The sequence below is a fragment of the Enterobacter cloacae complex sp. HYC033_NIDB genome (assembly GCF_056673335.1).
Genome location: NZ_CP115123.1, coordinates 766,209 through 791,654, shown reverse-complemented (window position 1 = coordinate 791,654; position 25,446 = coordinate 766,209). Strand labels below are relative to the sequence as shown.

24 protein-coding genes are annotated in these 25,446 nt (G+C 55.3%); 11 read left to right on the top strand and 13 right to left on the bottom strand.

The window, feature by feature from the left end; genetic code table 11:
• Nucleotides 1-40: 40 nt before the first annotated feature.
• On the bottom strand, nt 41-853 hold the full coding sequence (gene yidA / locus O1721_RS03745; RefSeq protein WP_023295661.1) for a sugar-phosphatase: 813 nt from the start codon (nt 851-853) through the stop codon (nt 41-43).
• A gap of 113 nt (nt 854-966) precedes the next feature.
• The gene (locus O1721_RS03740; protein ID WP_032646671.1) at nt 967-1,992 is read right to left on the bottom strand and encodes a zinc-dependent alcohol dehydrogenase family protein; all 1,026 of its coding nucleotides are present in this window, start codon (nt 1,990-1,992) and stop codon (nt 967-969) included.
• Between the two features lie 113 nt (nt 1,993-2,105).
• Here O1721_RS03740 and O1721_RS03735 point away from each other — a divergent pair, with 113 nt between their 5' ends.
• A complete protein-coding gene (locus O1721_RS03735) occupies nt 2,106-3,041 on the top strand; it encodes a LysR family transcriptional regulator (RefSeq protein ID WP_032646668.1) in 936 nt (311 codons plus the stop codon).
• 33 nt (nt 3,042-3,074) lie between these two features.
• Here the strand turns inward: O1721_RS03735 and gyrB are convergent, their stop codons facing one another.
• Genes gyrB through dnaA form a run of 4 tightly spaced genes read right to left on the bottom strand, consistent with a single transcriptional unit; the run spans nt 3,075 to nt 9,087 of the window.
• Nucleotides 3,075-5,486 carry a DNA topoisomerase (ATP-hydrolyzing) subunit B gene (gene gyrB, locus O1721_RS03730; protein WP_032646666.1) on the bottom strand — a complete coding sequence of 804 codons (2,412 nt, stop codon included), beginning with the start codon at nt 5,484-5,486 and terminating at the stop codon, nt 3,075-3,077.
• Between the two features lie 28 nt (nt 5,487-5,514).
• Nucleotides 5,515-6,588: a DNA replication/repair protein RecF gene (recF, locus tag O1721_RS03725; RefSeq protein WP_000060091.1), complete on the bottom strand. Its 1,074-nt coding sequence runs from the start codon at nt 6,586-6,588 to the stop codon at nt 5,515-5,517.
• Entirely contained in the window at nt 6,588-7,688 is a 1,101-nt protein-coding gene (gene dnaN, locus O1721_RS03720) for a DNA polymerase III subunit beta (protein ID WP_015570134.1), read from the bottom strand. Before dnaN ends, recF begins: the two co-directional genes overlap by 1 nt.
• A gap of 4 nt (nt 7,689-7,692) precedes the next feature.
• Nucleotides 7,693-9,087 (bottom strand): chromosomal replication initiator protein DnaA, encoded by a 1,395-nt coding sequence (gene dnaA, locus O1721_RS03715; protein ID WP_017383700.1) that lies wholly within the window; start codon nt 9,085-9,087, stop codon nt 7,693-7,695.
• A gap of 638 nt (nt 9,088-9,725) precedes the next feature.
• Here dnaA and rpmH point away from each other — a divergent pair.
• The 9 genes from rpmH to O1721_RS03670 all read left to right on the top strand — a co-directional run bounded on the left by rpmH (nt 9,726) and on the right by O1721_RS03670 (nt 17,245).
• Nucleotides 9,726-9,866 carry a 50S ribosomal protein L34 gene (gene rpmH / locus O1721_RS03710; protein WP_000831330.1) on the top strand — a complete coding sequence of 47 codons (141 nt, stop codon included), beginning with the start codon at nt 9,726-9,728 and terminating at the stop codon, nt 9,864-9,866.
• 16 nt (nt 9,867-9,882) lie between these two features.
• On the top strand, nt 9,883-10,242 hold the full coding sequence (rnpA, locus tag O1721_RS03705) for a ribonuclease P protein component (protein WP_006808764.1): 360 nt from the start codon (nt 9,883-9,885) through the stop codon (nt 10,240-10,242).
• Nucleotides 10,206-10,463, top strand: coding sequence for a membrane protein insertion efficiency factor YidD (gene yidD / locus O1721_RS03700; RefSeq protein ID WP_001307474.1), 258 nt, complete (start codon nt 10,206-10,208; stop codon nt 10,461-10,463). Before rnpA ends, yidD begins: the two co-directional genes overlap by 37 nt.
• 2 nt (nt 10,464-10,465) lie before the next feature.
• Complete coding sequence (gene yidC / locus O1721_RS03695) at nt 10,466-12,109, top strand: membrane protein insertase YidC (RefSeq protein WP_003861138.1); 1,644 nt, start codon at nt 10,466-10,468, stop codon at nt 12,107-12,109.
• A 72-nt stretch (nt 12,110-12,181) separates the two neighbouring features.
• The gene (gene mnmE, locus O1721_RS03690) at nt 12,182-13,546 is read left to right on the top strand and encodes a tRNA uridine-5-carboxymethylaminomethyl(34) synthesis GTPase MnmE (RefSeq protein ID WP_015570136.1); all 1,365 of its coding nucleotides are present in this window, start codon (nt 12,182-12,184) and stop codon (nt 13,544-13,546) included.
• Nucleotides 13,547-13,657: 111 nt separating this feature from the next.
• Nucleotides 13,658-14,833 carry an MFS transporter gene (locus O1721_RS03685; RefSeq protein WP_023302811.1) on the top strand — a complete coding sequence of 392 codons (1,176 nt, stop codon included), beginning with the start codon at nt 13,658-13,660 and terminating at the stop codon, nt 14,831-14,833.
• On the top strand, nt 14,802-15,773 hold the full coding sequence (gene yidZ / locus O1721_RS03680; protein WP_017383702.1) for an HTH-type transcriptional regulator YidZ: 972 nt from the start codon (nt 14,802-14,804) through the stop codon (nt 15,771-15,773). Before O1721_RS03685 ends, yidZ begins: the two co-directional genes overlap by 32 nt.
• A 122-nt stretch (nt 15,774-15,895) precedes the next feature.
• The gene (locus O1721_RS03675; protein WP_017694032.1) at nt 15,896-16,642 is read left to right on the top strand and encodes a 4'-phosphopantetheinyl transferase family protein; all 747 of its coding nucleotides are present in this window, start codon (nt 15,896-15,898) and stop codon (nt 16,640-16,642) included.
• 36 nt (nt 16,643-16,678) lie between these two features.
• Nucleotides 16,679-17,245 (top strand): NADPH-dependent FMN reductase, encoded by a 567-nt coding sequence (locus tag O1721_RS03670; RefSeq protein WP_003861147.1) that lies wholly within the window; start codon nt 16,679-16,681, stop codon nt 17,243-17,245.
• Nucleotides 17,246-17,333: 88 nt separating this feature from the next.
• Here O1721_RS03670 and adeP read toward each other — a convergent pair whose 3' ends face one another.
• Nucleotides 17,334-18,671: an adenine permease AdeP gene (gene adeP, locus O1721_RS03665; RefSeq protein ID WP_017383704.1), complete on the bottom strand. Its 1,338-nt coding sequence runs from the start codon at nt 18,669-18,671 to the stop codon at nt 17,334-17,336.
• 165 nt (nt 18,672-18,836) lie between these two features.
• Between adeP and yieH the strand changes: the two genes are divergently transcribed.
• A complete protein-coding gene (gene yieH / locus O1721_RS03660; RefSeq protein WP_017383705.1) occupies nt 18,837-19,502 on the top strand; it encodes a 6-phosphogluconate phosphatase in 666 nt (221 codons plus the stop codon).
• A 44-nt stretch (nt 19,503-19,546) separates the two neighbouring features.
• Here yieH and phoU read toward each other — a convergent pair whose 3' ends face one another.
• The 6 genes from phoU to O1721_RS03630 all read right to left on the bottom strand — a co-directional run bounded on the left by phoU (nt 19,547) and on the right by O1721_RS03630 (nt 25,437).
• Complete coding sequence (gene phoU / locus O1721_RS03655) at nt 19,547-20,272, bottom strand: phosphate signaling complex protein PhoU (RefSeq protein WP_003861153.1); 726 nt, start codon at nt 20,270-20,272, stop codon at nt 19,547-19,549.
• A 26-nt stretch (nt 20,273-20,298) separates the two neighbouring features.
• The gene (gene pstB, locus O1721_RS03650) at nt 20,299-21,072 is read right to left on the bottom strand and encodes a phosphate ABC transporter ATP-binding protein PstB (protein ID WP_003861154.1); all 774 of its coding nucleotides are present in this window, start codon (nt 21,070-21,072) and stop codon (nt 20,299-20,301) included.
• Nucleotides 21,073-21,119: 47 nt separating this feature from the next.
• The gene (gene pstA / locus O1721_RS03645) at nt 21,120-22,010 is read right to left on the bottom strand and encodes a phosphate ABC transporter permease PstA (RefSeq protein ID WP_003861156.1); all 891 of its coding nucleotides are present in this window, start codon (nt 22,008-22,010) and stop codon (nt 21,120-21,122) included.
• Complete coding sequence (gene pstC / locus O1721_RS03640) at nt 22,010-22,969, bottom strand: phosphate ABC transporter permease PstC (protein ID WP_015570141.1); 960 nt, start codon at nt 22,967-22,969, stop codon at nt 22,010-22,012. Before pstC ends, pstA begins: the two co-directional genes overlap by 1 nt.
• Nucleotides 22,970-23,097: 128 nt before the next feature.
• Complete coding sequence (gene pstS, locus O1721_RS03635; RefSeq protein WP_017383706.1) at nt 23,098-24,138, bottom strand: phosphate ABC transporter substrate-binding protein PstS; 1,041 nt, start codon at nt 24,136-24,138, stop codon at nt 23,098-23,100.
• 246 nt (nt 24,139-24,384) lie between these two features.
• Entirely contained in the window at nt 24,385-25,437 is a 1,053-nt protein-coding gene (locus O1721_RS03630; RefSeq protein WP_032646657.1) for a fimbrial protein, read from the bottom strand.
• Between the last annotated feature and the right edge of the window lie 9 nt (nt 25,438-25,446).

The following is a 25,446-nucleotide window of genomic DNA, read 5'->3' as shown; positions in this document are numbered from 1 at the left end:
GCCCCGGTTAATAACCGGGGCTAATCTTTCAAAGCACTTGTTACGACAGAACGAATTTCTCGATCGCCCAGGCAACGCCGTCTTCCAGGTTAGATTTAGTCACGAAGTTCGCCACTTCTTTTACCGACGGGATAGCGTTATCCATCGCCACGCCCATGCCCGCATATTCGATCATCGCAATATCATTTTCCTGGTCGCCCAGCGCCATGATCTCCTCAGGCTTGATGCCCAGCGCATCGGCAAGCGATTTGACGCCCGTGCCTTTATTGACGCGTTTATCAAGGATTTCGAGGAAGTACGGCGCACTTTTCAGCACGGTGTATTTCTCTTTTACCTCAGCCGGAATGCGTGAGATGGCTTTGTCGAGAACCGCAGGTTCATCAATCATCATCACTTTCAGGAACTGGGTCGCCGGGTCCATTTTCTCCGCTTCGCAGAACACCAGTGGAATGGTTGCAACGTAGGACTCGTGCACCGTGTAGTAGCTGATATCGCGGTTGGCGGTGTAAAGCGTATTGCGATCGAGCGCGTGGAAGTGAGAGCCCACGTCGCGGGAGAGTTTTTCCAGGAAACGGTAGTCATCATAGCTCAGTGCAGTTTGCGCCACCGTGCTGCCATCGGCTGCCTTTTGCACCAGCGCGCCGTTATAGGTGATGCAGTAATCGCCAGGCTGGTTCATGTGCAGCTCTTTCAGGTAACTGTGCACCCCGGCATACGGGCGTCCGGTGGTGAGCACCACGTTCACGCCTTTTTCGCGTGCGGCGGCGATCGCATTTTTAACGGCAGGAGAGATAGTGTGGTCTGGCAGCAGCAGCGTGCCGTCCATATCGATTGCAATGAGTTTGATAGCCATGAGGTCCCCGGGATAAATGAGTGCTACCTCATGCTAACGCGATTAAGCACACAAAAATAGAGCTACCTTGCGCAACAAAAAGCCCCTTTTACGTTTATCCCGGGAACGGGAACTCACTCGCGGGTGAGAACGATTTTGCCAAACGCACCGCGATCCAGATGTTCAAGCGCCTGTTCCAGCTCGTCAAAGCGGTAGCGATGCTCAATCACCGGTTTTAACTCCGTGACATCAACAGCACGGACAAAATCTTCCAGCGCCCGGCGGTGTCCAACCCCAATCCCCTGAATGACGGGAGATTTCAGCAACAGCTCGCTTGCAGGCAGAGAAATTTCTGTCCCGGCCAGCACGCCAATGACCGATATCCGCCCATGAACGGCAACGGCGCGCAGGGAATGTCTCAGGTTCTCCCCACCCACCGTTTCGATAATATGGTCGATGCCGCGATCCTGCGTCAGTGCCAGCGTATTTTCAGCCCAGTCGCCTTTCAGTCGGTTGATGCCCTGACTGGCCCCCAGCTTTTTGGCCCGCGCCAGTTTTTCATCACTCCCCGACGTAACAATAACTTCTGCGCCGTGCGCTTTTGCTATCTGCAAAGCGAATAGCGCCACACCGCCCGTCCCTTGTACCAGCACCGATTGCCCGGCGCGTAAATGACCGCGCTCCACCAGCGCGAACCATGCGGTAAGCCCCGCGCAAGGAAGCGTGCTGGCCTCAGCGTCATCCATGCTTTCCGGGGACGCCACCAGCGCGTTTTCACTCACAATCACATATTCGGCCAGCATGCCCTGGAAGTATCCACCGGACGTTTTATAGGGCAAATCGCGCGCGTCTGCCTGCGGCTTGCCGTCGATCCATTCCGGGAAGAAGGTTGAGATGACGCGTGCGCCGGGCTTGAAACGCGTAACGCCTTCGCCGATGCTGTCCACCACGCCTGCCATGTCAGATGCTGGAGTAAACGGGAAGGAAAGCGGAATCGGCATCGTGCCTTCAATCACCATTTTATCCCGGTAGTTGAGCGCAACGGCTTTAACCCTTATGCGAACCTCCCCCGGGCCTGGCTGTGGAACAGGCTCCTGAACGAGCCTGAGGCTTTCACGACCAAGGGCATCCATTGACCAGCGTTGCATTGTTTCAGTCATTTTTTTCTCCTGTCATCAGATGATTTTCAGTTCTGACAGTCTACCGTTGACTCAGCGTCGCCAGTGGCGATAAGTTTTCCCTTCATTGATGACCAAATTGACACAATCCGTCCATGACCGATACGCTGAAAGATATTCCCGTTTTCGTTGCCTCCGTTGAGGCAGGAAGTTTTGCCCAGGCCGCCGTCCGTCTGCATTTGTCGCGCTCGGCGGTAGGAAAAAGCATTGCTCGTCTTGAAGAGAGGCTGGGGGTTTGTCTGTTTCATCGGACCACCCGCAGTCAGAGGCTGACCGATAACGGCGCGCTTTTTTATGAACGCTGCCTGCGCGCGCTGGAGGAGATCCGTGGCGCTGAATCGCAGCTTGAAACCGGAAAACATCAGGTCAACGGTCGGCTGCGTGTTGCCGTGCCGGTGCTGTTTGGTCGCCAGTGTATCGCCCCGCTGCTAATAGAGCTGGCGCAGGAGCATCCCGGGCTTGAGCTTGAAATGTCCTTCAGCGACCGCGTCGTGGATCTCGTGGAAGAAGGGTTTGATATGGCGGTGCGCAATGGCGCTCTGGCTGACAGCAGCGTGCTGGTCGCCAGAAGGCTGGGGGAGCACCGGATGGTTCTGTGTGCCGCGCCGGATTATCTGCTTAAGAATGGCCAGCCGCAAACCGTTGATGATCTACGCCAGCATACGGCCATTAACTACACGCGTGCGGGCAGAGTCCTACCCTGGCAGTTGATGGATTACGATGGCACGTCGCGCACGTTTATTCCCCGCTCATCGCTCAATATGGATGATTTGCAGGCGATCTGCGACGCGGCGCTGGCCGGCCACGGCCTTGCATGGTTACCCTGCTGGATGGTCATTAAAGAAATTCAGCAGGGAGATCTTGTCCCGCTCTTAAAGCAGGCCCCGGATGTACGCTTCGACGTTCATGCCGTCTGGCAGCAGACGCCACACCTGCCGCTAAGGGTAAGAATTGCCATAGATATGCTGGTCAAACGTTTACCGGCAGTGATGTCGCTGGAGTTTCCTGCGTCCATAAAAAAGCCGCGCTGAAGCGCGGCCAGTTATGCTGTCGTAAAGCGACGATTAAATATCGATATTCGCCGCCTTCAGGGCGTTCTCTTCGATGAAGGCGCGACGTGGTTCAACCGCATCGCCCATCAGGGTCGTGAACAGCTGATCCGCTGCGATTGCGTCTTTAACGGTGACGCGCAACATGCGACGGCTTTCCGGATCCATGGTGGTTTCCCACAGCTGATCCGGGTTCATTTCGCCCAGGCCTTTATAACGCTGAATAGAGAGACCACGACGGGACTCTTTCACCAGCCACTCCAGCGCCTGTTCGAAGCTGGCTACCGGCTGACGACGTTCGCCACGTTCGATAAACGCATCGTCTTCGATCAGACCGCGCAGCTTCTCGCCGAGGGTGCAGATACGGCGGTATTCCGGACCGGTCACAAATTCGTGCTCCAGCGGGTAGTCGGTATCGACGCCGTGGGTACGCACGAGGACGATCGGCTCGAACTGCTGCTCAGCGTTCTGCTGGACGTCGAACTTCCACTGGCTGCCATGCTGCTCTTTCTCGTTCAGCTCGCTCACCAGGGTGTTCACCCAGCGGGTGACGGTCTGCTCGTTGCTCAGATCGGCTTCGGTCAGGGTCGGCTGGTAAATCAGCTCTTTCAGCAGCGCTTTCGGATAGCGACGCTCCATACGGCCAATCATTTTCTGCGTGGCGTTGAACTCGGAGACCAGACGCTCCAGCGGCTCACCGGCCAGCGCTGGCGCGCTGGAATTTGCGTGCAGGGTCGCACCATCAAGGGCGATCGCGATTTGGTACTGATCCATCGCGTCGTCATCTTTAATGTACTGTTCCTGCTTGCCTTTCTTCACTTTGTACAGCGGCGGCTGGGCAATGTAGACGTGGCCGCGCTCAACGATTTCCGGCATCTGACGATAGAAGAAGGTCAACAGCAGCGTACGAATGTGCGAGCCGTCGACGTCCGCATCGGTCATGATGATGATGCTGTGATAGCGCAGTTTGTCCGGGTTGTACTCGTCGCGACCAATGCCGCAGCCGAGCGCGGTGATGAGCGTCGCCACTTCCTGAGAAGAGAGCATCTTGTCGAAGCGCGCTTTCTCAACGTTAAGGATTTTACCCTTCAGCGGCAGAATCGCCTGGTTCTTGCGGTTACGGCCCTGCTTCGCAGAACCGCCCGCGGAGTCCCCTTCCACAAGGTACAGTTCAGACAGCGCCGGGTCGCGTTCCTGACAGTCAGCCAGTTTGCCCGGCAGGCCTGCCAGGTCCAGCGCGCCTTTACGACGGGTCATTTCACGCGCTTTACGCGCCGCTTCACGGGCACGCGCCGCATCGATAATTTTACCCACCACGATTTTCGCGTCGGACGGGTTTTCCAGCAGGTATTCGCTCAGCAGTTCGTTCATCTGCTGTTCAACCGCCGATTTCACCTCAGAAGAGACCAGCTTGTCTTTGGTCTGTGAGGAGAACTTCGGATCCGGCACCTTCACGGAGACCACGGCAATCAGGCCTTCACGGGCATCGTCACCGGTGGCGCTGACTTTCGCTTTTTTGCTGTAGCCTTCTTTGTCCATGTAGGCGTTCAGGGTTCGGGTCATCGCCGCGCGGAAGCCCGCCAGGTGCGTACCGCCATCGCGTTGTGGAATGTTGTTGGTGAAGCAGTAGATGTTTTCCTGGAAACCGTCGTTCCACTGCAAGGCCACTTCCACACCGATACCGTCTTTTTCAGTAGAGAAGTAGAAGATATTCGGGTGAATTGGCGTTTTGTTCTTGTTCAGATACTCAACGAACGCCTTGATACCACCTTCGTAATGGAAGTGGTCTTCTTTGTTGTCGCGTTTGTCGCGCAGACGAATCGACACGCCGGAGTTCAGGAACGACAGTTCACGCAGGCGTTTCGCCAGAATGTCGTACTCGAATTCGGTGACGTTGGTGAAGGTTTCGAGGCTCGGCCAGAAACGCACCATGGTACCGGTTTTCTCGGTATCGCCCGTGACGGCCAGCGGCGCTTCAGGCACGCCATGCTGGTAGATCTGACGGTGAATTTTGCCTTCGCGCTGGATAACCAGCTCCAGCTTCTGCGACAGGGCGTTTACTACGGATACGCCTACGCCGTGCAGACCGCCGGAAACTTTATAGGAGTTATCATCGAACTTCCCGCCTGCGTGCAGAACGGTCATGATGACTTCCGCAGCAGATACGCCCTCTTCCGGGTGAATACCGGTTGGGATACCACGACCGTCATCGGTAACGGACACGGAGTTGTCCGCATGGATCGTGACCACGATGTCTTTACAGTGACCCGCGAGCGCTTCGTCGATAGCGTTATCTACCACCTCGAATACCATGTGGTGCAGACCGGTGCCGTCATCCGTGTCGCCGATATACATACCCGGGCGCTTACGCACCGCATCCAGCCCTTTCAGGACTTTGATACTGGAGGAGTCATAAGAATTCGACATCAACGTTTCTCGCTCATTTCAACTTGGGTTAATCCGTTATTTTACCCTTTTCCACGGTAAACATCTTCGAATTTTCGTCCGACATGTCTATAACGTGTTCAGCGCTAATGGCGCTGACGAAAACCTGCGACTGCGTGGCTTTTAAGCGGCTGGCAAGCAGCCCGCGCCGCGCGTCGTCAAGTTCCGAGGCAAAATCATCTATCAGGTACAGGCAACGTCGCCCGCTCTCTCGAGTGAGGAACTCCCCCTGCGCCAGGCGCAGCGCGCACATCAGGAGCTTCAGCTGCCCGCGCGACAGCGTGTCTTCTACCGGCGCACCGTCGGCACGAATGCGGAAATCCGCCTTGTGCGGGCCGTGCGCGGTGTAGGTCAACATGCGATCGCGCTCGAAGCTTCTCTCTAACACCTCGGCATAATCCGTCTCTTTTTCCCAGCCACGCTGGAAAGAGAAGGTGAGAGAGAACTCGGGTAAAAACTGTTTGCAGGTGTCGGCCATGTCTTCGGCGATACCTGCGCTGTATTCGGCACGCCAGCGGCTGATTTGTTCCGCAAGAGGGATGAGTTCCATGTCCCACGGACGCAGCTGGGCGTAGCGCGTGACCTGGCGCAATGCGGCGTTACGCTGTTTAAGCAGACGCTTCAGGTTGCTCCAGGCGTTAAAGAAACCGGCTTCATTGTGAAAGCATCCCCAGTCGAGGAACGCTCTTCTGTATTTGGGGCCGCCGTTGAGTAAAGTAAACCCCTCGGGCGTAATCAGCTGCATCGGCATCAGCAGCGCCAGCTCCGCCACCTTGTGGCCATCGGTGCCGTCGATGCGCACCTTGCTGTCGCCCTGCTTGTCTTTGGTCAGGCCGATGGCGGTTTCCCGCTCTGCGCCCTGCAAACGCCCGTGCAGAACAAAAGATTCCTGCTCGTGGCGAATCACGCGACCAATCTGCAAACTGCGAAACGCCCGGCCGTGGCCGAGCGTATAGATGGCTTCCAGCACGCTGGTTTTGCCGCTGCCGTTCGCGCCAACCAGGAAGTTAAAGCCAGGGGATAAAGCGAGATCCGCGCTTTCGATATTGCGAAAATCGCGGATCAACAGACGGGTGAGCGACATTACAGTCTCATTGGCATGACAACATAAGCAGCCGACTGTGATGCGGCATCTTCAATCTGTACGCTCGAAACGGAGTCAGTCAGCAGGATGCGAACGTTCTCGCATTTCAGTGCATTCAGCACATCCAGCACATAGCTGACGTTGAAGCCGATTTCCATCTCAGCCCCGGCGTAGGTGACGTCCAGAATCTCTTCTGCCTCTTCCTGCTCCGGGTTGTTGGCGGTGATTTTGATCTGGTTTTCACTCACGTACAGACGTACGCCGCGGAATTTCTCGTTGGAGAGAATAGCGGCACGCGCGAACGCCTGCTTGAGGATGTCGCAACCCGCCTCCAGCGTTTTATCCGGGTTCTTCGGCAATACGCGGCGATAATCCGGGAAACGACCGTCTACCAGCTTCGATGTGAAGACAAAATCGCCCACGTGGGCACGAATATTGTTGCTGCCAATCTGCACGCGCAGCGGCGTTTCACCGCCGTCGAGCATACGCATCAGTTCAATTACGCCTTTACGCGGTACGATCACCGAATGGTTTGGCAGTGAATCGCCAATCGGCATGGAACAAACCGCCAGACGGTGACCGTCGGTAGCCACGGTACGCAGCTCTTCACCTTCGGTTTCGAACAGCATGCCGTTTAAGTAGTAACGAACGTCCTGATGCGCCATGGAGAACTGCGTGGCTTCAATCAGACGCTTCATCGTCGCCTGCGGCAGGGTAAATTCAACTTCGCTCTGCCAGTCATCCAGGTTCGGGAAGTCCGCAGCGGGCAGCGTGGAGAGGGAGAAACGGCTACGGCCAGAGCGCACCAGCATGCGGTCGCCCTCCAGCTGCACGGCGATTTCAGCGCCTTCCGGCAGCCCACGGCAAATATCAAAGAATTTACGTGCCGGAACCGTGGTCGCGCCCGCGTCGTGCGGCTGAGTCAGCGTAACGCGCGCGATCATTTCCATTTCCAGATCTGTGCCGGTCAGCGACAGCGTACCGTCCGCGACCTGAAGCAGCAGGTTTCCAAGAATAGGCAGCGTAGGGCGGCCGCCTAATGGGCCACTCACCTGTTGCAGCGGTTTTAATAAATGTTCACGTTCAACGGTAAATTTCATAGCGTCACGATGATAATGTTCTGATTAAATTGGAAAAATCTTCTTTTATGTCGTGGCTTTCTTCGCGTAACTGCTCGATCTTGCGACAAGCGTGCAGCACGGTCGTATGGTCACGGCCACCAAACGCATCACCGATTTCCGGCAGACTGTGGTTGGTTAGCTCTTTTGCCAGCGCCATCGCCATCTGACGCGGACGCGCCACCGAGCGGGAACGACGTTTAGACAGTAAATCTGCCACTTTGATCTTGTAGTACTCAGCCACCGTCTTCTGAATATTGTCGATAGTGACCAGTTTTTCCTGCAAAGCCAATAAATCGCGCAGCGCTTCACGCACAAAATCGATGGTGATCGCCCGACCGGTGAAGTTGGCGTTGGCGATAACGCGATTCAGCGCCCCTTCCAGTTCACGCACGTTGGAACGCAGGCGCTTGGCAATGAAGAACGCCACTTCACCCGGCAGGCGAATGTCGTTCTCGTCGGCTTTTTTCATCAGGATCGCGACGCGGGTTTCCAGCTCCGGCGGCTCGATCGCCACGGTCAGGCCCCAGCCGAAGCGGGATTTGAGACGATCTTCAACGCCGTTGATCTCTTTTGGATAACGATCCGAGGTCAGAATGATCTGCTGATTGCCTTCCAGCAGGGCGTTAAAGGTATGGAAAAACTCTTCCTGCGATCGTTCTTTATTGGCAAAGAACTGAATGTCATCGATCAGCAGCGCATCAACGGAACGGTAGTAGCGTTTAAACTCTTCGATCGCATTGTTTTGCAGGGCTTTTACCATGTCCTGAACGAAGCGTTCGGAGTGCATATACACCACTTTGGCATTGGGCTTACGCGCCATAATGCCGTTGCCCACCGCATGCAGCAGGTGCGTTTTACCGAGACCCGTGCCGCCATACAGGAACAGCGGGTTGTAAGCGCCACCGGGGTTATCGGCGACCTGACGAGCCGCCGCGCGTGCCAGCTGGTTCGACTTACCTTCAACGAAGTTATCGAACGTGTGTTTCACGTTAACGTTAGAGCGGTAGGTAGGCTCAGCGGGGGCCGGAACGTTATCCCAGCCCTGACGAACCGGTGCAACGCGAGGCGCTGGAGCGGGCGCCGCCTGTGCAGGGGCTGCCACATTGACAACTTCACGAACGGTTTGGGTGACCGGCTTTGTGCCCACTTCAAAACGCAGCTGTGGGGCATCTGACCCGCAGAAATCGTTCAGCAGTCCATTGATGTTATTAAGGTATTTATCCCTTACCCAATCGAGCACGAAACGGTTTGGCGCATACAAAGCCAGCGTGTTATCGCTCAGTTCCGCCTGCAACGGGCGGATCCACATACTGAATTCTGTGGCTGGTAACTCATCCTGCAATCGGGCAAGACACTGCTGCCAAAGCGAAAGTGACACGGCGGACTCCACTCGAACAATAAAAGAAAACTATTGAATATTCATGATTGTTGGCGCACATCGACATGACCCCATCAGGGTGATGTGCGAACCGCTATCTGCGGTTATACACGCTATCGTTGATACAACCTGAACGATGTTGTGTTTATGCCCGACCAGGATCGCTGGATCCCGATCGGGACCGCGGATCATAGCCTAAACTGAGCCAGAGATCTTCTGTTTCTCACAGATTCTTCCCGATTTATCCACAGGAAGATCCGGAATCGGGTAAGTGTAAACGATCCTGACGCGAGTGCCTCGCGATTTAGGCCGCATATTGGAAAATTTAATGAGCACAGACAATTTTTGGCTTAAATGATCTAACGAAGATCCGGGACGATCCTTGCGCTTTATCGTTGAGCCCGTATAATCCTCGACCCGGCGCGTGATGCTCATCTTCCTGCGTCGTCCGCTGCTCATTTTCCACGCGAAAACGTGCGGAAATACACAGGGATTTAAGGAAAGAGAATTGACTCCGGAGTGTACAATTATTACAATCCGGCCTCTTTAATCACCCACGGCTTCGGCGTCCGTCATTCGAAACTCGGTCGGGCATCCGCAAAAGTCATGAATTTTTTCAAGTTTAGGTAGAAATCGCCATGAAACGCACTTTTCAACCGTCTGTACTGAAGCGCAACCGTTCTCACGGCTTCCGTGCTCGTATGGCTACTAAAAATGGTCGTCAGGTTCTGGCACGTCGTCGTGCTAAAGGCCGCGCTCGTCTGACCGTTTCCAAGTAATAAAGCTAACCCCTGAGTGGTTAAGCTCGCATTTCCCAGGGAGTTACGTTTGTTAACTCCCACTCATTTCACTTTCGTCTTCCAGCAGCCATTACGGGCTGGCACGCCGCAAATCACCATCCTCGGCCGCCAAAATTCGCTGGGGCATCCCCGCATCGGTCTCACAGTCGCCAAGAAAAACGTTAAGCGTGCGCATGAACGCAACCGGATTAAACGTCTGACGCGTGAAAGCTTCCGTTTACGTCAGCACGAACTGCCTTCAATGGATTTCGTGGTGGTGGCTAAAAAAGGGGTTGCCGACCTCGATAACCGTGCTCTCTCGGAAGCGTTGGAAAAATTATGGCGCCGCCACTGTCGCCTGGCTCGCGGGTCCTGATAGCCCTCATTCGGGTCTATCAACGCCTGATTAGTCCGCTACTCGGGCCACACTGCCGTTTCACGCCAACATGCTCAAGCTACGGAATTGAGGCATTGCGCAGGTTTGGAGTGATAAAAGGCAGTTGGTTGACGGTGAAACGCGTATTAAAATGCCACCCTTTACACCCAGGTGGAGACGACCCCGTCCCTCCAGGACCTTTTGATACCAGAGAACACTAACGATGGATTCGCAACGCAATCTTCTTATCATCGCTTTGTTGTTCGTGTCTTTCATGATCTGGCAGGCATGGGAGCAGGATAAAAATCCTCAACCCCAGCAGCAGACCACGCAGACCACGACCACCGCAGCGGGTAGCGCCGCCGACCAGGGCGTACCGGCCAGTGGCCAGGGGAAACAGATTACGGTTAAGACCGATGTGCTTGAGCTGACTATCAACACCCGTGGTGGTGATGTTGAGCAGGCGCTGCTGTTGACCTACCCGAAAGAGCTGAAGTCTACCGAACCGTTCCAGTTACTGGAAACCACGCCCGAATTTATCTACCAGGCGCAGAGCGGCCTGACCGGTCGTGATGGCCCGGATAACCCGGCTAACGGTGCGCGTCCACTGTATAACGTCGAGAATGACACGTTTGTGCTGGCTGATGGTCAGAACGAACTGGTTATCCCGATGACCTACACCGACGCGGCAGGCAACACCTTCACCAAAACCTTCACCCTGAAACGCGGTGAGTATGCGGTGAACGTGGGCTACAGCGTACAGAACGCCGGTGCGAAACCACTGGAAATCTCTACCTTTGGTCAGTTGAAGCAGTCCATCAATCTGCCGTCTCACCGTGACACCGGAAGCAGCAACTTTGCGCTGCATACCTTCCGTGGCGCGGCTTACTCCACGCCAGATACCAAGTACGAGAAATACAAATTCGACACCATTGCCGATAACGAAAACCTGAACGTCAGCTCTAAAGGCGGTTGGGTCGCAATGCTGCAACAGTATTTCGCGACGGCGTGGGTACCGAATAACGACGGTACGAACAACTTCTACACCGCGAACCTCGGCAACGGTATTGCAGCCATCGGCTACAAATCTCAGCCGGTTCTGGTGCAGCCGGGTCAAACCGGTAAACTGGCAAGCACCCTGTGGGTCGGCCCGGAAATCCAGGACAAAATGGCTGCCGTTGCGCCGCACCTGGATCTGACCGTCGATTACGGTTGGTTGTGGTTCATCTCTCAGCCGCTGTTTAAGCTGCTGAAGTTCATCCACAGCTTCCTGGGTAACTGGGGCTTCTCCATCATCGTTATCACCTTTATCGTTCGTGGCATCATGTACCCGCTGACTAAAGCGCAGTACACCTCCATGGCGAAGATGCGTATGCTACAGCCGAAGATTCAGGCTATGCGTGAGCGTCTGGGCGATGACAAACAGCGTCAGAGCCAGGAGATGATGGCCCTGTATAAAGCAGAGAAAGTGAACCCACTGGGTGGTTGCTTCCCGCTGCTGATTCAGATGCCAATCTTCCTTGCGCTGTACTACATGCTGATGGGTTCCGTTGAGCTGCGCCACGCGCCGTTCGCTCTGTGGATCCATGACCTGTCCGCACAGGACCCGTACTACATCCTGCCGATCCTGATGGGCGTGACGATGTTCTTCATTCAGAAGATGTCTCCGACCACCGTGACCGACCCGATGCAGCAGAAGATCATGACCTTTATGCCGGTCATCTTCACCGTGTTCTTCCTGTGGTTCCCGTCAGGTCTGGTGCTGTACTATATCGTCAGCAACCTGGTGACCATCATCCAGCAGCAGCTGATTTACCGTGGTCTGGAAAAACGTGGCCTGCATAGCCGCGAAAAGAAAAAGTCCTGATTCGGTAACTTAACGCTAAAATAAGGGCGGTCGATTGACCGCCTTTTTTATTTGTATTGAACGAGAGCAACCATGAGCCATAACGACACTATCGTCGCCCAGGCAACCCCACCGGGACGCGGTGGTGTAGGCATTCTGCGCATCTCCGGCCTGAAGGCGCGTGAGGTGGCCGAAGCGGTGCTGGGTAAACTGCCAAAGCCGCGCTACGCTGATTATCTGCCGTTTAAGGATGCCGACGGCACACCGCTGGACCAGGGCATCGCGCTGTGGTTCCCCGGCCCAAACTCCTTCACCGGCGAAGACGTGCTGGAGCTTCAGGGTCACGGCGGCCCGGTGATCCTCGACCTGCTGTTAAAACGTATTCTGACCCTGCCTGGCCTGCGCATTGCAAAGCCGGGTGAGTTCTCCGAGCGTGCTTTCCTCAACGATAAGCTCGACCTGGCGCAGGCCGAGGCGATTGCCGACCTGATCGACGCCAGTTCCGAACAGGCAGCCCGCTCCGCGCTGAACTCGTTGCAGGGGGCATTTTCCGCACGCGTGAATCACCTTGTGGAAGCACTTACTCACCTGCGAATCTATGTCGAAGCGGCTATCGACTTCCCGGACGAGGAGATCGACTTCCTCTCAGACGGTAAAATTGAAGCTCAGCTCAACCAGGTGATGAACGATCTCGATGCCGTTCGCGCCGAAGCGCGCCAGGGCAGCCTGCTACGTGAAGGAATGAAGGTGGTGATTGCTGGTCGCCCCAATGCCGGAAAATCGAGCCTGCTGAACGCCCTGGCGGGCCGTGAAGCGGCGATCGTGACCGACATAGCCGGCACCACCCGCGATGTCCTGCGCGAGCATATCCATATCGACGGCATGCCGCTGCACATCATCGACACCGCTGGCCTGCGCGATGCGAGCGATGAAGTCGAGCGTATCGGTATCGAACGCGCCTGGCAGGAGATCGAGCAGGCCGACCGCGTGCTGTTTATGGTGGACGGCACCACAACCGACGCCGTTGACCCGGCTGAAATCTGGCCAGACTTTATCGCCCGTCTCCCGGCTAAACTGCCGATCACCGTGGTGCGCAACAAGGCCGACGTTACCGGCGAAACGCTGGGCATCAGCGATGTGAATGGTCACTCACTTATTCGCCTGTCGGCCCGTACCGGTGAAGGCGTGGAAGCCCTGCGTAGCCATCTCAAACAGAGCATGGGCTTCGACACCAGTATGGAGGGCGGCTTCCTGGCACGTCGTCGTCACTTGCAGGCGCTGGAAGAGGCGGCTCGCCACCTTGAGCAGGGTAAAGCCCAGCTGATCGGCGCGTGGGCCGGTGAACTGCTGGCGGAAGAGCTGCGTCTGGCGCAGCAGAACCTGAGCGAGATCACCGGGGAGTTTACGTCGGACGATCTGCTGGGACGGATTTTCTCGAGCTTCTGCATTGGTAAGTAATTCCCGTTAATACAGGGTGATTTCCTCCAGGGAAATCACCATTGTCCAAATGGCAACTCGCTTAATCCCTCCACGCCCCCTATCCTGCTTGCCTGCATCTATGGGGGATTTATGGCTCGTTTTCTGTTCTGTAGTTTTGCGCTGGTTCTGCTGTATCCGTCCGGCATTGATATGTATCTGGTGGGGCTACCGCATATTGCCCGCGATCTGGGTGCCAGCGAGGCGCAACTGCACATCGCGTTTTCGGCCTACCTCGCGGGAATGGCGTCGTCGATGGTATTTGCCGGGAAAATCGCGGATAAAGCAGGCCGTCAGCCCGTCGCCATTACGGGTGCAGTTATCTTTGCGCTGGCATCAGTACTGTCTTCAGTGGCTCAGGAAAGCACAATGTTCCTGTCAGGCCGTTTTATCCAGGGCATTGGCGCAGGCGGCTGTTACGTGGTGGCCTTTGCCATTCTGCGCGATACCTTGAGCGCCCAGCGCCGCGCTAAAGTGCTGTCGATGCTGAACGGCATTACCTGCATCATCCCGGTGCTGGCACCGGTTGTTGGCTACCTGATTATGCTTAAATTTCCGTGGCAGAGTCTTTTCTGGACCATGGCCGCAATGGGCGCCATCGTCTTTATCCTGTCCGTGACGGTGCTGAAAGAGACCCATCCCGGTTCGCAACAGCCATATCACACCGCAACCCTCCATCCGGCTGAAAAGCTGATGAATCGCTTTTTCCTGAGTCGGCTGGCAATCACCACGCTTAGCGTGGCGGTGATCCTCACCTATGTAAACGTTTCCCCGGTGTTGCTGATGGAGACGATGGGCTTCGATCGCGGTGAATATTCGACGGTGATGGCGCTAACCGCGATGGTGAGCATGGCGGTTTCATTCTCCACGCCCTTTGCGCTCAACATCTTCCGCCAGCGCACGCTGATGCTCACCTCACAGACGCTGTTCCTCGCCGCAGGCGTGATCCTGGCGACCGCCACCTCACACGCTGTAATGCTGGTGGGCATTACTCTGATCTGCGCCGGATTCTCCGTCGGCTTTGGTGTGGCGATGAGTCAGGCGCTTGGCCCGTTTTCGCTGCGGGCTGGCGTGGCAAGCTCGGTGCTGGGCATTGCGCAGGTCTGCGGTTCGTCACTGTGGATTTGGCTGGCGGCGGTGATCGGCCTTAACGCGCTGAATATGCTGATCGGGGTTCTGATTGGCTGTAGCATACTCTGCATTACCTTACTTATGGTCATCCAGCCCGCGGCGCACTATGAAGAAGCCCATCAGCAGTCTCGATCTTAATCTTTTACTTTGCCTGCAACTTTTGTTGCAGGAGCGCAGCGTCACCAAAGCCGCGAAGCGGATGAACGTGACGCCGTCCGCGGTGAGTAAATCGCTGGCGAAGCTGCGCGACTGGTTCGACGATCCGCTGTTTGTGAAAACGCCTTTAGGGCTATTGCCCACACCGCTGACGGTGAGTCTGGAACAGGATTTGGCCGACTGGATGCAGATTGGCAACCAGATCCTCGATAAATTCCACCATAGCTCTCCAGGCGGGCTTAAGTTTGTGCTCGCCGCCGAAACACCGCTGATGCTGATCCGCTTTAATACCCTGCTGGAGCAGGTGAATGAACGCTACCCACAGGCGACTGTGAAGCTGCGCCAATGGGATTACGATTCGCTGGACGCCATTACGCGCGGAGAAGTGGATCTAGGCTTCACCGGGCGTGAAACGCACCCTCGCTCGCGCGAACTGCTAAAGCTGATGCCGTGGTTTATCGACTACGAAATCCTGTTCAGTGACCGTCCGTGCGTGTATTTGCGCGAGGATCATCCCGCGCTCCAGGAAGCGTGGGATCTGGAGACGTTTCTGCGCTACCCGCATATCAGCATCTTCTGGGAACGCAGCGACACCTGGGCGCTCGACGAGGTGCTAAGAGAGATGGGTCGGGAGCGTAACATCGCCATGAGTTTGCCCGGTTTTGAACAGTCGATGTTTATGGCGGCCCAGCCGGATCACAACTACATTGCCACTGCGCCGCACTACTGCCATCACTACAATCAACTCCACCAGCGTAATCTGGTCTGTCTTCCCATTCCCATCGATGAGGCGCAGGCAGAAAAGCTCACCGTCCCCTTCACGCTGATCTGGCATAAACGGAACAGCCATAATCCGAAAATCCTCTGGCTGCGCGAGACGATCAAAGCGCTGTATACCGCACCAGGTCAGGTTTTTGCCTAAGATAATGTAAAGTTCGGTGCTCAGGCTTCTCTTATTTCCATTTACTGATTAAAACAGAAGCTGAGTTAAGCGATAATCATGTAACCGTTTAACCGACTACGACCATTATCAAGGAGCGAAAAATGGCTACGCACTTTGCACGAGGAACATTAACGGAAGGGCATCTCGTATCGGCCAGACTTTCTTCAGCCTGTCACAGTGAGGCGCTCAAACTACCTGAACACCGCAGGACGCGGTTTTTAGCTTCCAGAGCGCTCCTCGCAGAACTGCTTTTTATGCTCTACGGCACCAGCGAATTACCGGACATACTCACCCAGCCAGAAGGTCGCCCGGTTTTTGCGGACCCGGCACTCCCCCATTTTTCCATTGCGTACACCGGCAACATTGTTGGCGTCGCGCTGACGACGGAAGGTGATTGCGGCCTGGATATGGAGCTACAACGCGTCACGCGCAGCTTCCATGGTGCTAACGCGCTCGATGAATACCCGCTCTCCAGCAATGAAAAGCTGTGGATACGTAACCAGAACGACCCCGTTGAAGCCAGAGCGCAACTCATCACCCTTCGCCAGAGCATCCGCAAACTGAGCGGCGCGGCGTCAGACGACGCCAGCCTGTTGCAGCTGCTCCCCGGCTCCGGACGCCTGCGCGCGACAAAAGCCTCGCTGGTAGAGGCACTCTGCGACGCTGAGGACGTACTGATCTGGTCCGTTGCGGTGACCCCCGCCATCGAACGGCTGAAAATCTGGGAGTTTGACAGCACTCGCGGTTGGCGTAGTCTTCCGGATGTACCTGAGCGCGCCAACGAGCCCGCCGCGCGCCTGATGCGATTAACCAGTTTACCGGCAGAAAAAGCATACACCCATAGCTGATCCGTCCAGGATCATCATGATGAAACAGGAGTAATCATGTCTGATACGTTGAAAGTTGTTACGTTACTGGGAAGCCTGCGCAAAGGTTCTTTTAACGGGATGGTTGCCCGTACGCTGCCGCAGCTGGCGCCTGCGGGAATGGAGATCAGTGCCCTGCCGTCCATTGGCGACATCCCGCTTTATGATGCTGACGTTCAGCAGGAAGAAGGGTTCCCGCAGAGCGTGGAAGCGATAGCCGAGCAAATCCGTCAGGCTGACGGCGTGGTGATTGTGACGCCTGAGTATAACTACTCGGTGCCGGGTGGTTTGAAGAACGCCATTGACTGGCTGTCCCGTTTACCGGAGCAGCCGCTGTCTGGTAAACCTGTGCTGATCCAGACCAGCTCAATGGGCGCCATCGGCGGCGCGCGCTGCCAGTATCACCTGCGTCAGATCCTGGTGTTCCTGGATGCGATGGTGATGAACAAGCCGGAATTTATGGGCGGCGTGATTCAGAACAAGGTCGACCCGCAGACGGGTGAAGTGGTGGATCAGAGTACGCGTGACCATCTCTCTGGCCAGCTGACCGCGTTTGGGGATTATATTAAGCGGGTGAAGGCCTGATAAAAAAGCCCGGTGGCGCTAGCGCTTACCGGGCCTACACTCGTCAGTAGGTCAGGTAAGCGAAGCGCCACCTGACACCACCAGCATCTTAGTGTGCATCAATAAACACAATCTTCAGCACAAACAGCAGCGCCACAATAATCACGCACGGGCTAAGTTCGCGGAAGCGGCCGGTACCGATCTTCATCACGCAGTAAGAGATAAAGCCCAGCGCGATACCTTCGGTGATCGAGAAGCTGAACGGCATCATCACCGCGGTAATAAATGCCGGAACGGCTTCCGTCAGATCTTCCCACTTCACGCGCGCCAGGCTTGAGGTCATCAGCACGCCGACGTAGATCAGCGCGCCGGCTGCCGCGTATGGTGGCACCATCCCCGCCAGCGGAGAGAGGAAGATCACCAGCAGGAACAGCAGACCCACAACTACCGCAGTCAGGCCGGTACGACCGCCCACGGACACACCGGAAGAGGATTCAATGTAAGCGGTAACAGACGAGGTACCGATGAAAGAGCCTGCAACGGAAGAGATGCTATCCACATACAGCGCCTGCTTCATGCGCGGGAATTTGCCTTTTTCATCTGCCAGACCCGCTTTGTCGGTCACGCCAATCAGCGTACCGGAGGAGTCAAACAGGTTGACCAGCATGAAGGAGAAAATCACCCCGGCCAGTCCCAGGTTCAGCGAGCCCGCCAGATCAACGTGGCCAATCACGGTAGAGACGCTCGGTGGCGCAGAGACGATACCGTTGTAATGCACGTCACCCAGCATCCAGCCCAGCAGCGTGGTCACAATGATAGAGACCAGCACCGCAGCATGGATGTTGCGCGATGCCAGGATCGCGATGATAAAGAAGCCCAGCACGCCCAGCAGCACGCTGTGAGAGGTCAGGTTACCAATGCTCACCAGCGTTTCCGGGTTCGCCACGATAACGCCAGCGTTTTTCAGCCCCATCATGCCGATGAACAGACCGATACCGCTGGTGATGCCCACGCGCAGGCTCACGGGAATGTTCGCAATCATCCAGTAGCGCACGCGGAAGATGGTCAGCAGCAGCAGGCCGACCGCGCCCCAGAAAATAGCGCCCATCCCAACCTGCCACGGCAGGCCCATCGCCTGAACCACCACGAACGCAAAGAACGCATTCAGGCCCATTGCCGGGGCCAGCGCCACGGGCAGATTAGCGAAAACGCCCATCAGGATGCTGCCAAGGGCCGCGATCAGACAGGTGGTTACAAAGACGGCGCTGGTGTCCATGCCAGCCACGCCCAGAATTTGTGGGTTAACGAAAACGATATAGACCATCGTCAGGAAGGTAGTAAAACCGGCGATCACTTCGGTGCGTGCCGTTGTGCCGTGCTCGCGCAGTTTGAACACGCGCTCAAGCAGCCCCTGACCAGACGTCTGGGTAGTGTGTTGTTGACTCATCATCAATTTCCGAACAAGGAGGGAAAATTCGTCGCTATCCTATACCAAAATGCGACAATAGTGGCGGTTACGGGATACTTTTTTCATTGATTTTGCTTATACGGCAACGATTGCGTCCCGGTGAACTGCCGTACGAAAACGTTAAACTTGTTAAAAGGGAAAGGCATGTCCGGAATTGAAGCGGTATTTTTCGACTGTGACGGTACGCTGGTCGACAGTGAGGTCATTTGTTCCCGCGCGTATGTCGCCATGTTCCAGGAATTTGGCATTACGCTCGATCTCGAAGAGGTGTTCAAACGCTTTAAGGGCGTGAAGCTGTACGAGATCATCGACATCATTAACGAAGAGCACGGGGTGGATCTGGTGAAAGCAGATCTGGAACCGGTGTACCGCGCCGAGGTCGCACGCCTCTTCGACGCCGAGCTGGAAGTTATCGCCGGCGCTAACGCGCTGCTGGATGCGATGACGGTGCCGATCTGCGTAGTCTCTAACGGACCGGTCAGCAAAATGCAGCACTCGCTCGGCAAGCTGGAGATGTTGCACCACTTCCCGGAAAAACTGTTCAGCGGCTACGATATCCAGCGCTGGAAGCCCGATCCGGCGCTGATGTTCCACGCGGCGAAGGCGATGAACGTCAACGTGGAGAACTGCATTCTGGTGGATGACTCATCTGCCGGCGCGCAGTCAGGGATTGATGCGGGGATGGAGGTGTTTTACTTCTGCGCCGATCCGCACAACAAGCCGATCGACCATCCAAAAGTGACAACCTTTACCGATCTGGCGCAACTGCCAGCGTTGTGGAAGGCGCGCGGGTGGGATATTACTCGTTGAATTAACGTAGGGCGGGTAAGCGTTAGCGCCACCCGCCACACATATCACTCTTTCGGATCTTTACCCGCCAGCAGCTTGTCCAGCTCGTCGCCGCCCACGTGTCGGAAATCCTGCCCCTTCACGAAATAGAAAATGTATTCGCAAATGTTCTGGCAACGGTCACCGATACGCTCGATGGAGCGCGCACAGAACAGCGCGGTCAGTACGCTTGGAATGGTACGAGAATCTTCCATCATGTAGGTCATCAGCTGACGCACAATGCCTTCGTATTCCTGGTCAACTTTCTTGTCTTCACGGTAGATACGGACCGCTTCGTCCAGATCCATGCGCGCGAAAGCGTCCAGCACGTCGTGCAGCATCTGCACGGTGTGGCGCCCGAGAGACTCCAGGCTCACCAGCAGCGGCTGGTGCTGCTGGGAGAATTTCTCCAGCGCGGTACGGCAGATTTTATCCGCCACGTCACCGATACGCTCCAGCTCGGCGATGGTTTTGATGATCGCCATCACCAGACGCAGGTCGCTCGCCGTCGGCTGACGCTTCGCAATGATGCGCACGCAGGCTTCGTCGATGGCGACTTCCATCATATTGACGTTGTGGTCGCCTTCAATAACGCGCTTCGCCAGCTCGCTGTCCTGGTTGTGCATCGCCGTGATCGCATCAGAAAGCTGCTGCTCGACCATGCCGCCCATGGTCATCACCTGGGTGCGAATGCTTTCCAGCTCTGCGTTAAACTGGCCGGAAATGTGTTTATTAAGATTGAGGTTGTCCATGGTTTCTCCACATGCACTAAGGCAAATCAACCGTAGCGGCCAGTAATATAATCTTCGGTTTGTTTCTTCGCCGGACGAGTGAACAGCGCGTCCGTATCGCTGAACTCAATCAACTCGCCCAGATACATAAACGCCGTGTGGTCAGAACAACGTGCAGCCTGCTGCATGTTGTGGGTCACGATCACCACGGTGTAATCCTGCTTCAGCTCGGTGATCAGCTCTTCGATACGCCCGGTTGAGATCGGGTCCAGGGCTGAGCACGGCTCATCCAGCAGCAAGACTTCCGGGCGAATGGCGATACCGCGCGCAATGCACAGACGCTGCTGCTGACCACCGGAGAGAGAGTACCCACTCTGGTGAAGTTTATCTTTGGTTTCGTTCCATAATGCGGCCTTGGTCAATGCCCACTGCACGCGCTCGTCCATATCCGCACGGGAGAGCTTCTCAAACAGACGCACACCAAAGGCGATGTTGTCATAGATCGACATCGGGAACGGCGTGGGTTTCTGGAATACCATCCCCACTTTCGCACGCAGCAGGGCGATATCCTGGGTATTGGTCAGGATGTTGTCACCGTCCAGCAGAATTTCACCTTCTGCGCGCTGCTCCGGATAGAGCGAATACATTTTGTTAAAGGTGCGCAGCAGCGTGGATTTGCCACAGCCGGACGGACCGATGAATGCCGTTACCTGGTTCTTTGCGATATCCAGGTTGATATTCTTCAGGGCATGGAATTTGCCGTAGTAGAAGTTCAAATCACGAACCTGAATCTTACCCGGGGCAGTATCAACCATACTCATTGACTCATTTCCTCATTCGGCGCCGCGATGTGCCGCGCCGTAAAAATTTAACCGTGTTTCTTCTTCGCGAAAATGACGCGCGCCAGAATGTTCAGCAACAGTACGCAAAGGGTGATGATCAGCACCCCGGCCCAGGCCAGCTGCTGCCATTCCGCGAATGGGCTCATCGCAAATTTAAAGATCGTCACCGGCAGGTTGGCGATCGGCTGCATCATGTCCGTGCTCCAGAACTGATTGGAGAGGGCGGTAAACAGCAGCGGTGCGGTTTCACCGGCGATACGGGCGATAGCCAGCAGGATACCGGTCATGATCCCCGAGACGGACGCTTTCAGGGTGATCGCCGAAATCATCTTCCATTTAGGCGTACCCAGCGCGTAAGCCGCTTCACGCAGGCTGTCCGGCACCAGTTTCAGCATGTTTTCAGTGGTACGAATAACGATAGGCACCTGCAACAGCGCCAGCGCAATCACACCCGCCCAGCCGGAGAAGTGTTCCATTTGCGCCACCACGATGGTGTAAACAAACAGACCCACGACAATCGACGGGGCAGAAAGCAGAATGTCGTTAATGAAGCGGATGACTTCAGCGATCCAGGACTTGCGGCCATATTCCGCCAGATAGATACCCGCCATGATGCCCAACGGCGTACCGAAAACGGTCGCCCACAGGATCAGCAGGCCGCTGCCCGCCAGGGCGTTTGCCAGACCGCCACCCGCCGTGTTCGGCGGCGGCGTCATCTCGGTGAACAGCGCCAGGGACATTCCATCAATACCCCGGGTGATGGTGGACATCAGGATCCAGATCAGCCAGAACAGGCCGAACGCCATCGTTGCCATGGAAAGCGTCAGCGCAATGCGGTTTTTAATCCGGCGCTTTGACTGCATTTTGCGACGGGATTCCGCAAGCTGAGCGGTGTTTTGCATGTCGAGAGTCGCCATTAGCGTGCCCCCTCGTTTTTAGCCAGACGCATAATCATCAGCTTGGAGATAGCCAGCACAATAAAGGTGATAACAAACAGGATCAGACCCAGTTCCATCAGCGCGGCGACGTGCAGCCCGGATTCCGCTTCGGCAAATTCGTTCGCCAGCGCAGAGGTAATACTGTTCCCCGGCATATAAAGCGAGGCGCTGTCGAGCTGGTAGGTGTTGCCGATGATAAAGGTGACCGCCATGGTTTCACCCAGCGCGCGGCCTAAGCCCAGCATAATGCCGCCAATCACCCCATTTTTGGTGAACGGAAGGACGATGCGCCAGATAACTTCCCAGGTGGTGCAGCCGATGCCGTAGGCGGACTCTTTCATCATCACCGGGGTTTGTTCGAAGACATCGCGCATGACCGCCGCAATGTACGGAATAATCATGATGGCGAGGATCACACCTGCCGCCAGAATGCCGATACCGAATGCCGGGCCGGAGAACAGCGCCCCCACAAACGGAATGGCAGAGAGAACGTTACCGACCGGCTCCTGGAAGTACGTCGCAAACAGCGGCGCGAAGATAAACAGGCCCCACATGCCGTAAACGATACTTGGGATGGCCGCCAGCAGTTCAATGGCGATACCCAGCGGACGTCGCAGCCAGCCTGGCGCCAGTTCCGTCAGGAACAGGGCAATACCGAAGCTCACCGGAACCGCAATCAGCAGGGCGATAAAAGAGGTCACCAGCGTGCCGTAAATCGGCACCAGCGCACCGTAAATATCGTTCGGCGCATCCCACTCTTTGGTCCACAGGAAGGCGAAACCAAATTTTTGAATGCTCGGCCAGGAGGAGAAAATCAGGGACACGATAATGCCGCCCAGCAGCAATAGCACAATCAGCGCAGCCAGTTTCACCAGCGCGCTGAAAATCATGTCACCTTTTTTACCCGGAGGGTTAAATGCAGGCTTGGTTGCAGCCATAAATTACTCTTCTGTTTGAGACGTTTTTACGAATATGCCCGGCGGCGCTGACGCTTACCGGGCCTACAGAGTAAACCGTAGGGCGGGTAAGCGCAGCGCCACCCGCCATCTTCGTTAAATATATCCTGTTAGTACAGCGCTTTACCGCTGCTGTCTTTCACGTTGGTTTTCCATGCAGCACGGATCTGCTCAACCACGCTGTCTGGCAGGCTGGCGTAATCCAGATCGTTAGCCTGTTTGCCGCCATTTTTATATGCCCAGTCGAAGAACTTCAGCACTTCAGCACCCTGCTCAGGTTTCTTCTGCTCTTTGTGGACCAGAATGAAGGTGGTAGACGTGATAGGCCATGCATCGTCGCCTTTCTGGTTGGTCAGGTCCTGCGCGAAGGATTTGCTCCAGTCAGCGCCTTTCGCGGCGTTGGCGAAGTTCTCTTCGGTCGGGCTAACCGGTTTGCCGTCGGCAGAAACCAGTTTGGTGTAAGCCAGGTTGTTCTGCTTAGCGTAAGCGTATTCTACGTAGCCGATAGAGCCAGGCAGACGCTGTACGAAGGCTGCGATACCGTCGTTGCCTTTACCGCCCAGACCGGTTGGCCAGTTAACGGTAGAGCCGGAACCGACTTTAGATTTCCACTCTTCGTTCACTTTCGCCAGGTAGCTGGTGAACACGAAAGAGGTACCAGAGCCGTCAGCACGACGAACCACCGCGATATTCTGCGAAGGCAGCTTAACGCCCGGGTTCAGCTTAGTGATGGCTTCGTCATCCCATTTTTTGATTTTGCCCAGGTAGATGTCACCCAGGGTTTTGCCGTCCAGCACCAGCTCGCCTGATTTCAGGCCAGGGATGTTAACAGCCAGCACAACGCCGCCGATCACGGTCGGGAACTGGAACAGGCCTTCCTGATTCAGTTTCTCATCAGACAGCGGAGCGTCGGATGCGCCGAAATCAACGGTATTCGCGGTAATTTGTTTTACGCCACCGGAGGAGCCAATACCCTGATAGTTGACCTTGTTACCGGTCTCTTTCTGGTAGGTATCCGCCCATTTGGCATACACCGGCGCAGGGAAGGTTGCACCAGCGCCAGTCAGGCTTGCTGCTGCAAAGGCAGAGAAAGCGCTCATCGATAAGGTCGCGGCGACAACAGTTGCGACAGTGGTACGCATAACTTTCATAATGTCTCCTGCAAGGATTTCGTAAATCATTGTTTAAGTGGCTACGATGAGCAAAATAGGACAAACAGGTGACAGATAAATGTACGAAATATGACAGTTTTATGACAAAGCCAGCGATGGATGTAACCACATGAAAAATAAAGCCATTAATTCACAGCATGGTCATATTTTTGTCATCTTTTTTGCAATGAATCAGTTTTAGCGTAGCTGATATGACAACGGCTGTCATAAACAGCCGTTGTCATTTTAATGAGCGATTTCAATCGTCAGAGTTGCCGTTGCATTGAACTGGCCTGGTTTGGGCCTCGCTCCTGTCGCGCTGGCAGGCGCGCTTGAAAATGTAAGCGTGCCCAGCGTATCCCCCATGATGTCGGGAATTTTAGTCGTTTCCGCTTCAAGGGCACCGCCATTCGTATTCACTTCCCGATTATATTTATCGTAGACTTTAATTCCTACGTCTTCGTTGTCCGTCGCAATCATCGAATTATCAGAAGCCACGGCTGAGGCATGCAGGGTTGCGTCGAGCTTGTCGTAGAACATCATATTGGTGCATTTGATGTTCACGGTACGAGTGATTTTGCGATCGGTCAGCGCTTTCCCTTTCGTCGACGAAAACTCTGACGCCAGGATTTTATTGAAATCAAAAACAATGGCCTGCCCCTCATCAATCTCACAAGATTGAGGAACCGTCACTGTTCCCTGAACAATCACATCAGAAATAATCTCATTCGAGACGGTACGCGGGTCGATCGTGGCATAGATATTCGCCACCAGCGTCGCCGGGATCGTCATCACCCCGGTAAAGGCTTTTTTAACGTACAAATAGACCTGCCCCGAGCCGCCACTATAAAACGTGGTGGCGGAACTTACACCGCTGTGACATTGATAGGGAGTACCGGTTTTATTCGGCAGATGATCAAAAGGCACGGCCGTATAACCGACACCAAGTATGTAAACAAGCAGGCCGATATCAACGTTTTCATTCAGGTTAAAATAGGCGACATTGTTCCTGCTTCCCGCAGACACCAGCGCCGGATTAACGACGCTGGTTATGTAGGTGTGATCGTAACTCTGATTCGGCCCGGTCAGACAATAGCAAGTACCTTTAAACGAGGTGTTGTTATTATTCACATTAATAAGCGTTGTCGTCCCGGCTATATTGTCCGTAATGGAAAACTGCTCTGTAAAATTGAGGTAGTTATGATATTTGCCATTGTCTGGCACACAATAACCGGTTGGGGCCGCATGCGCATAAAAGACGCAGGTCAGTAAGGCTAAAAGCCAGTATTGTAGTTTCATTTTAATCCT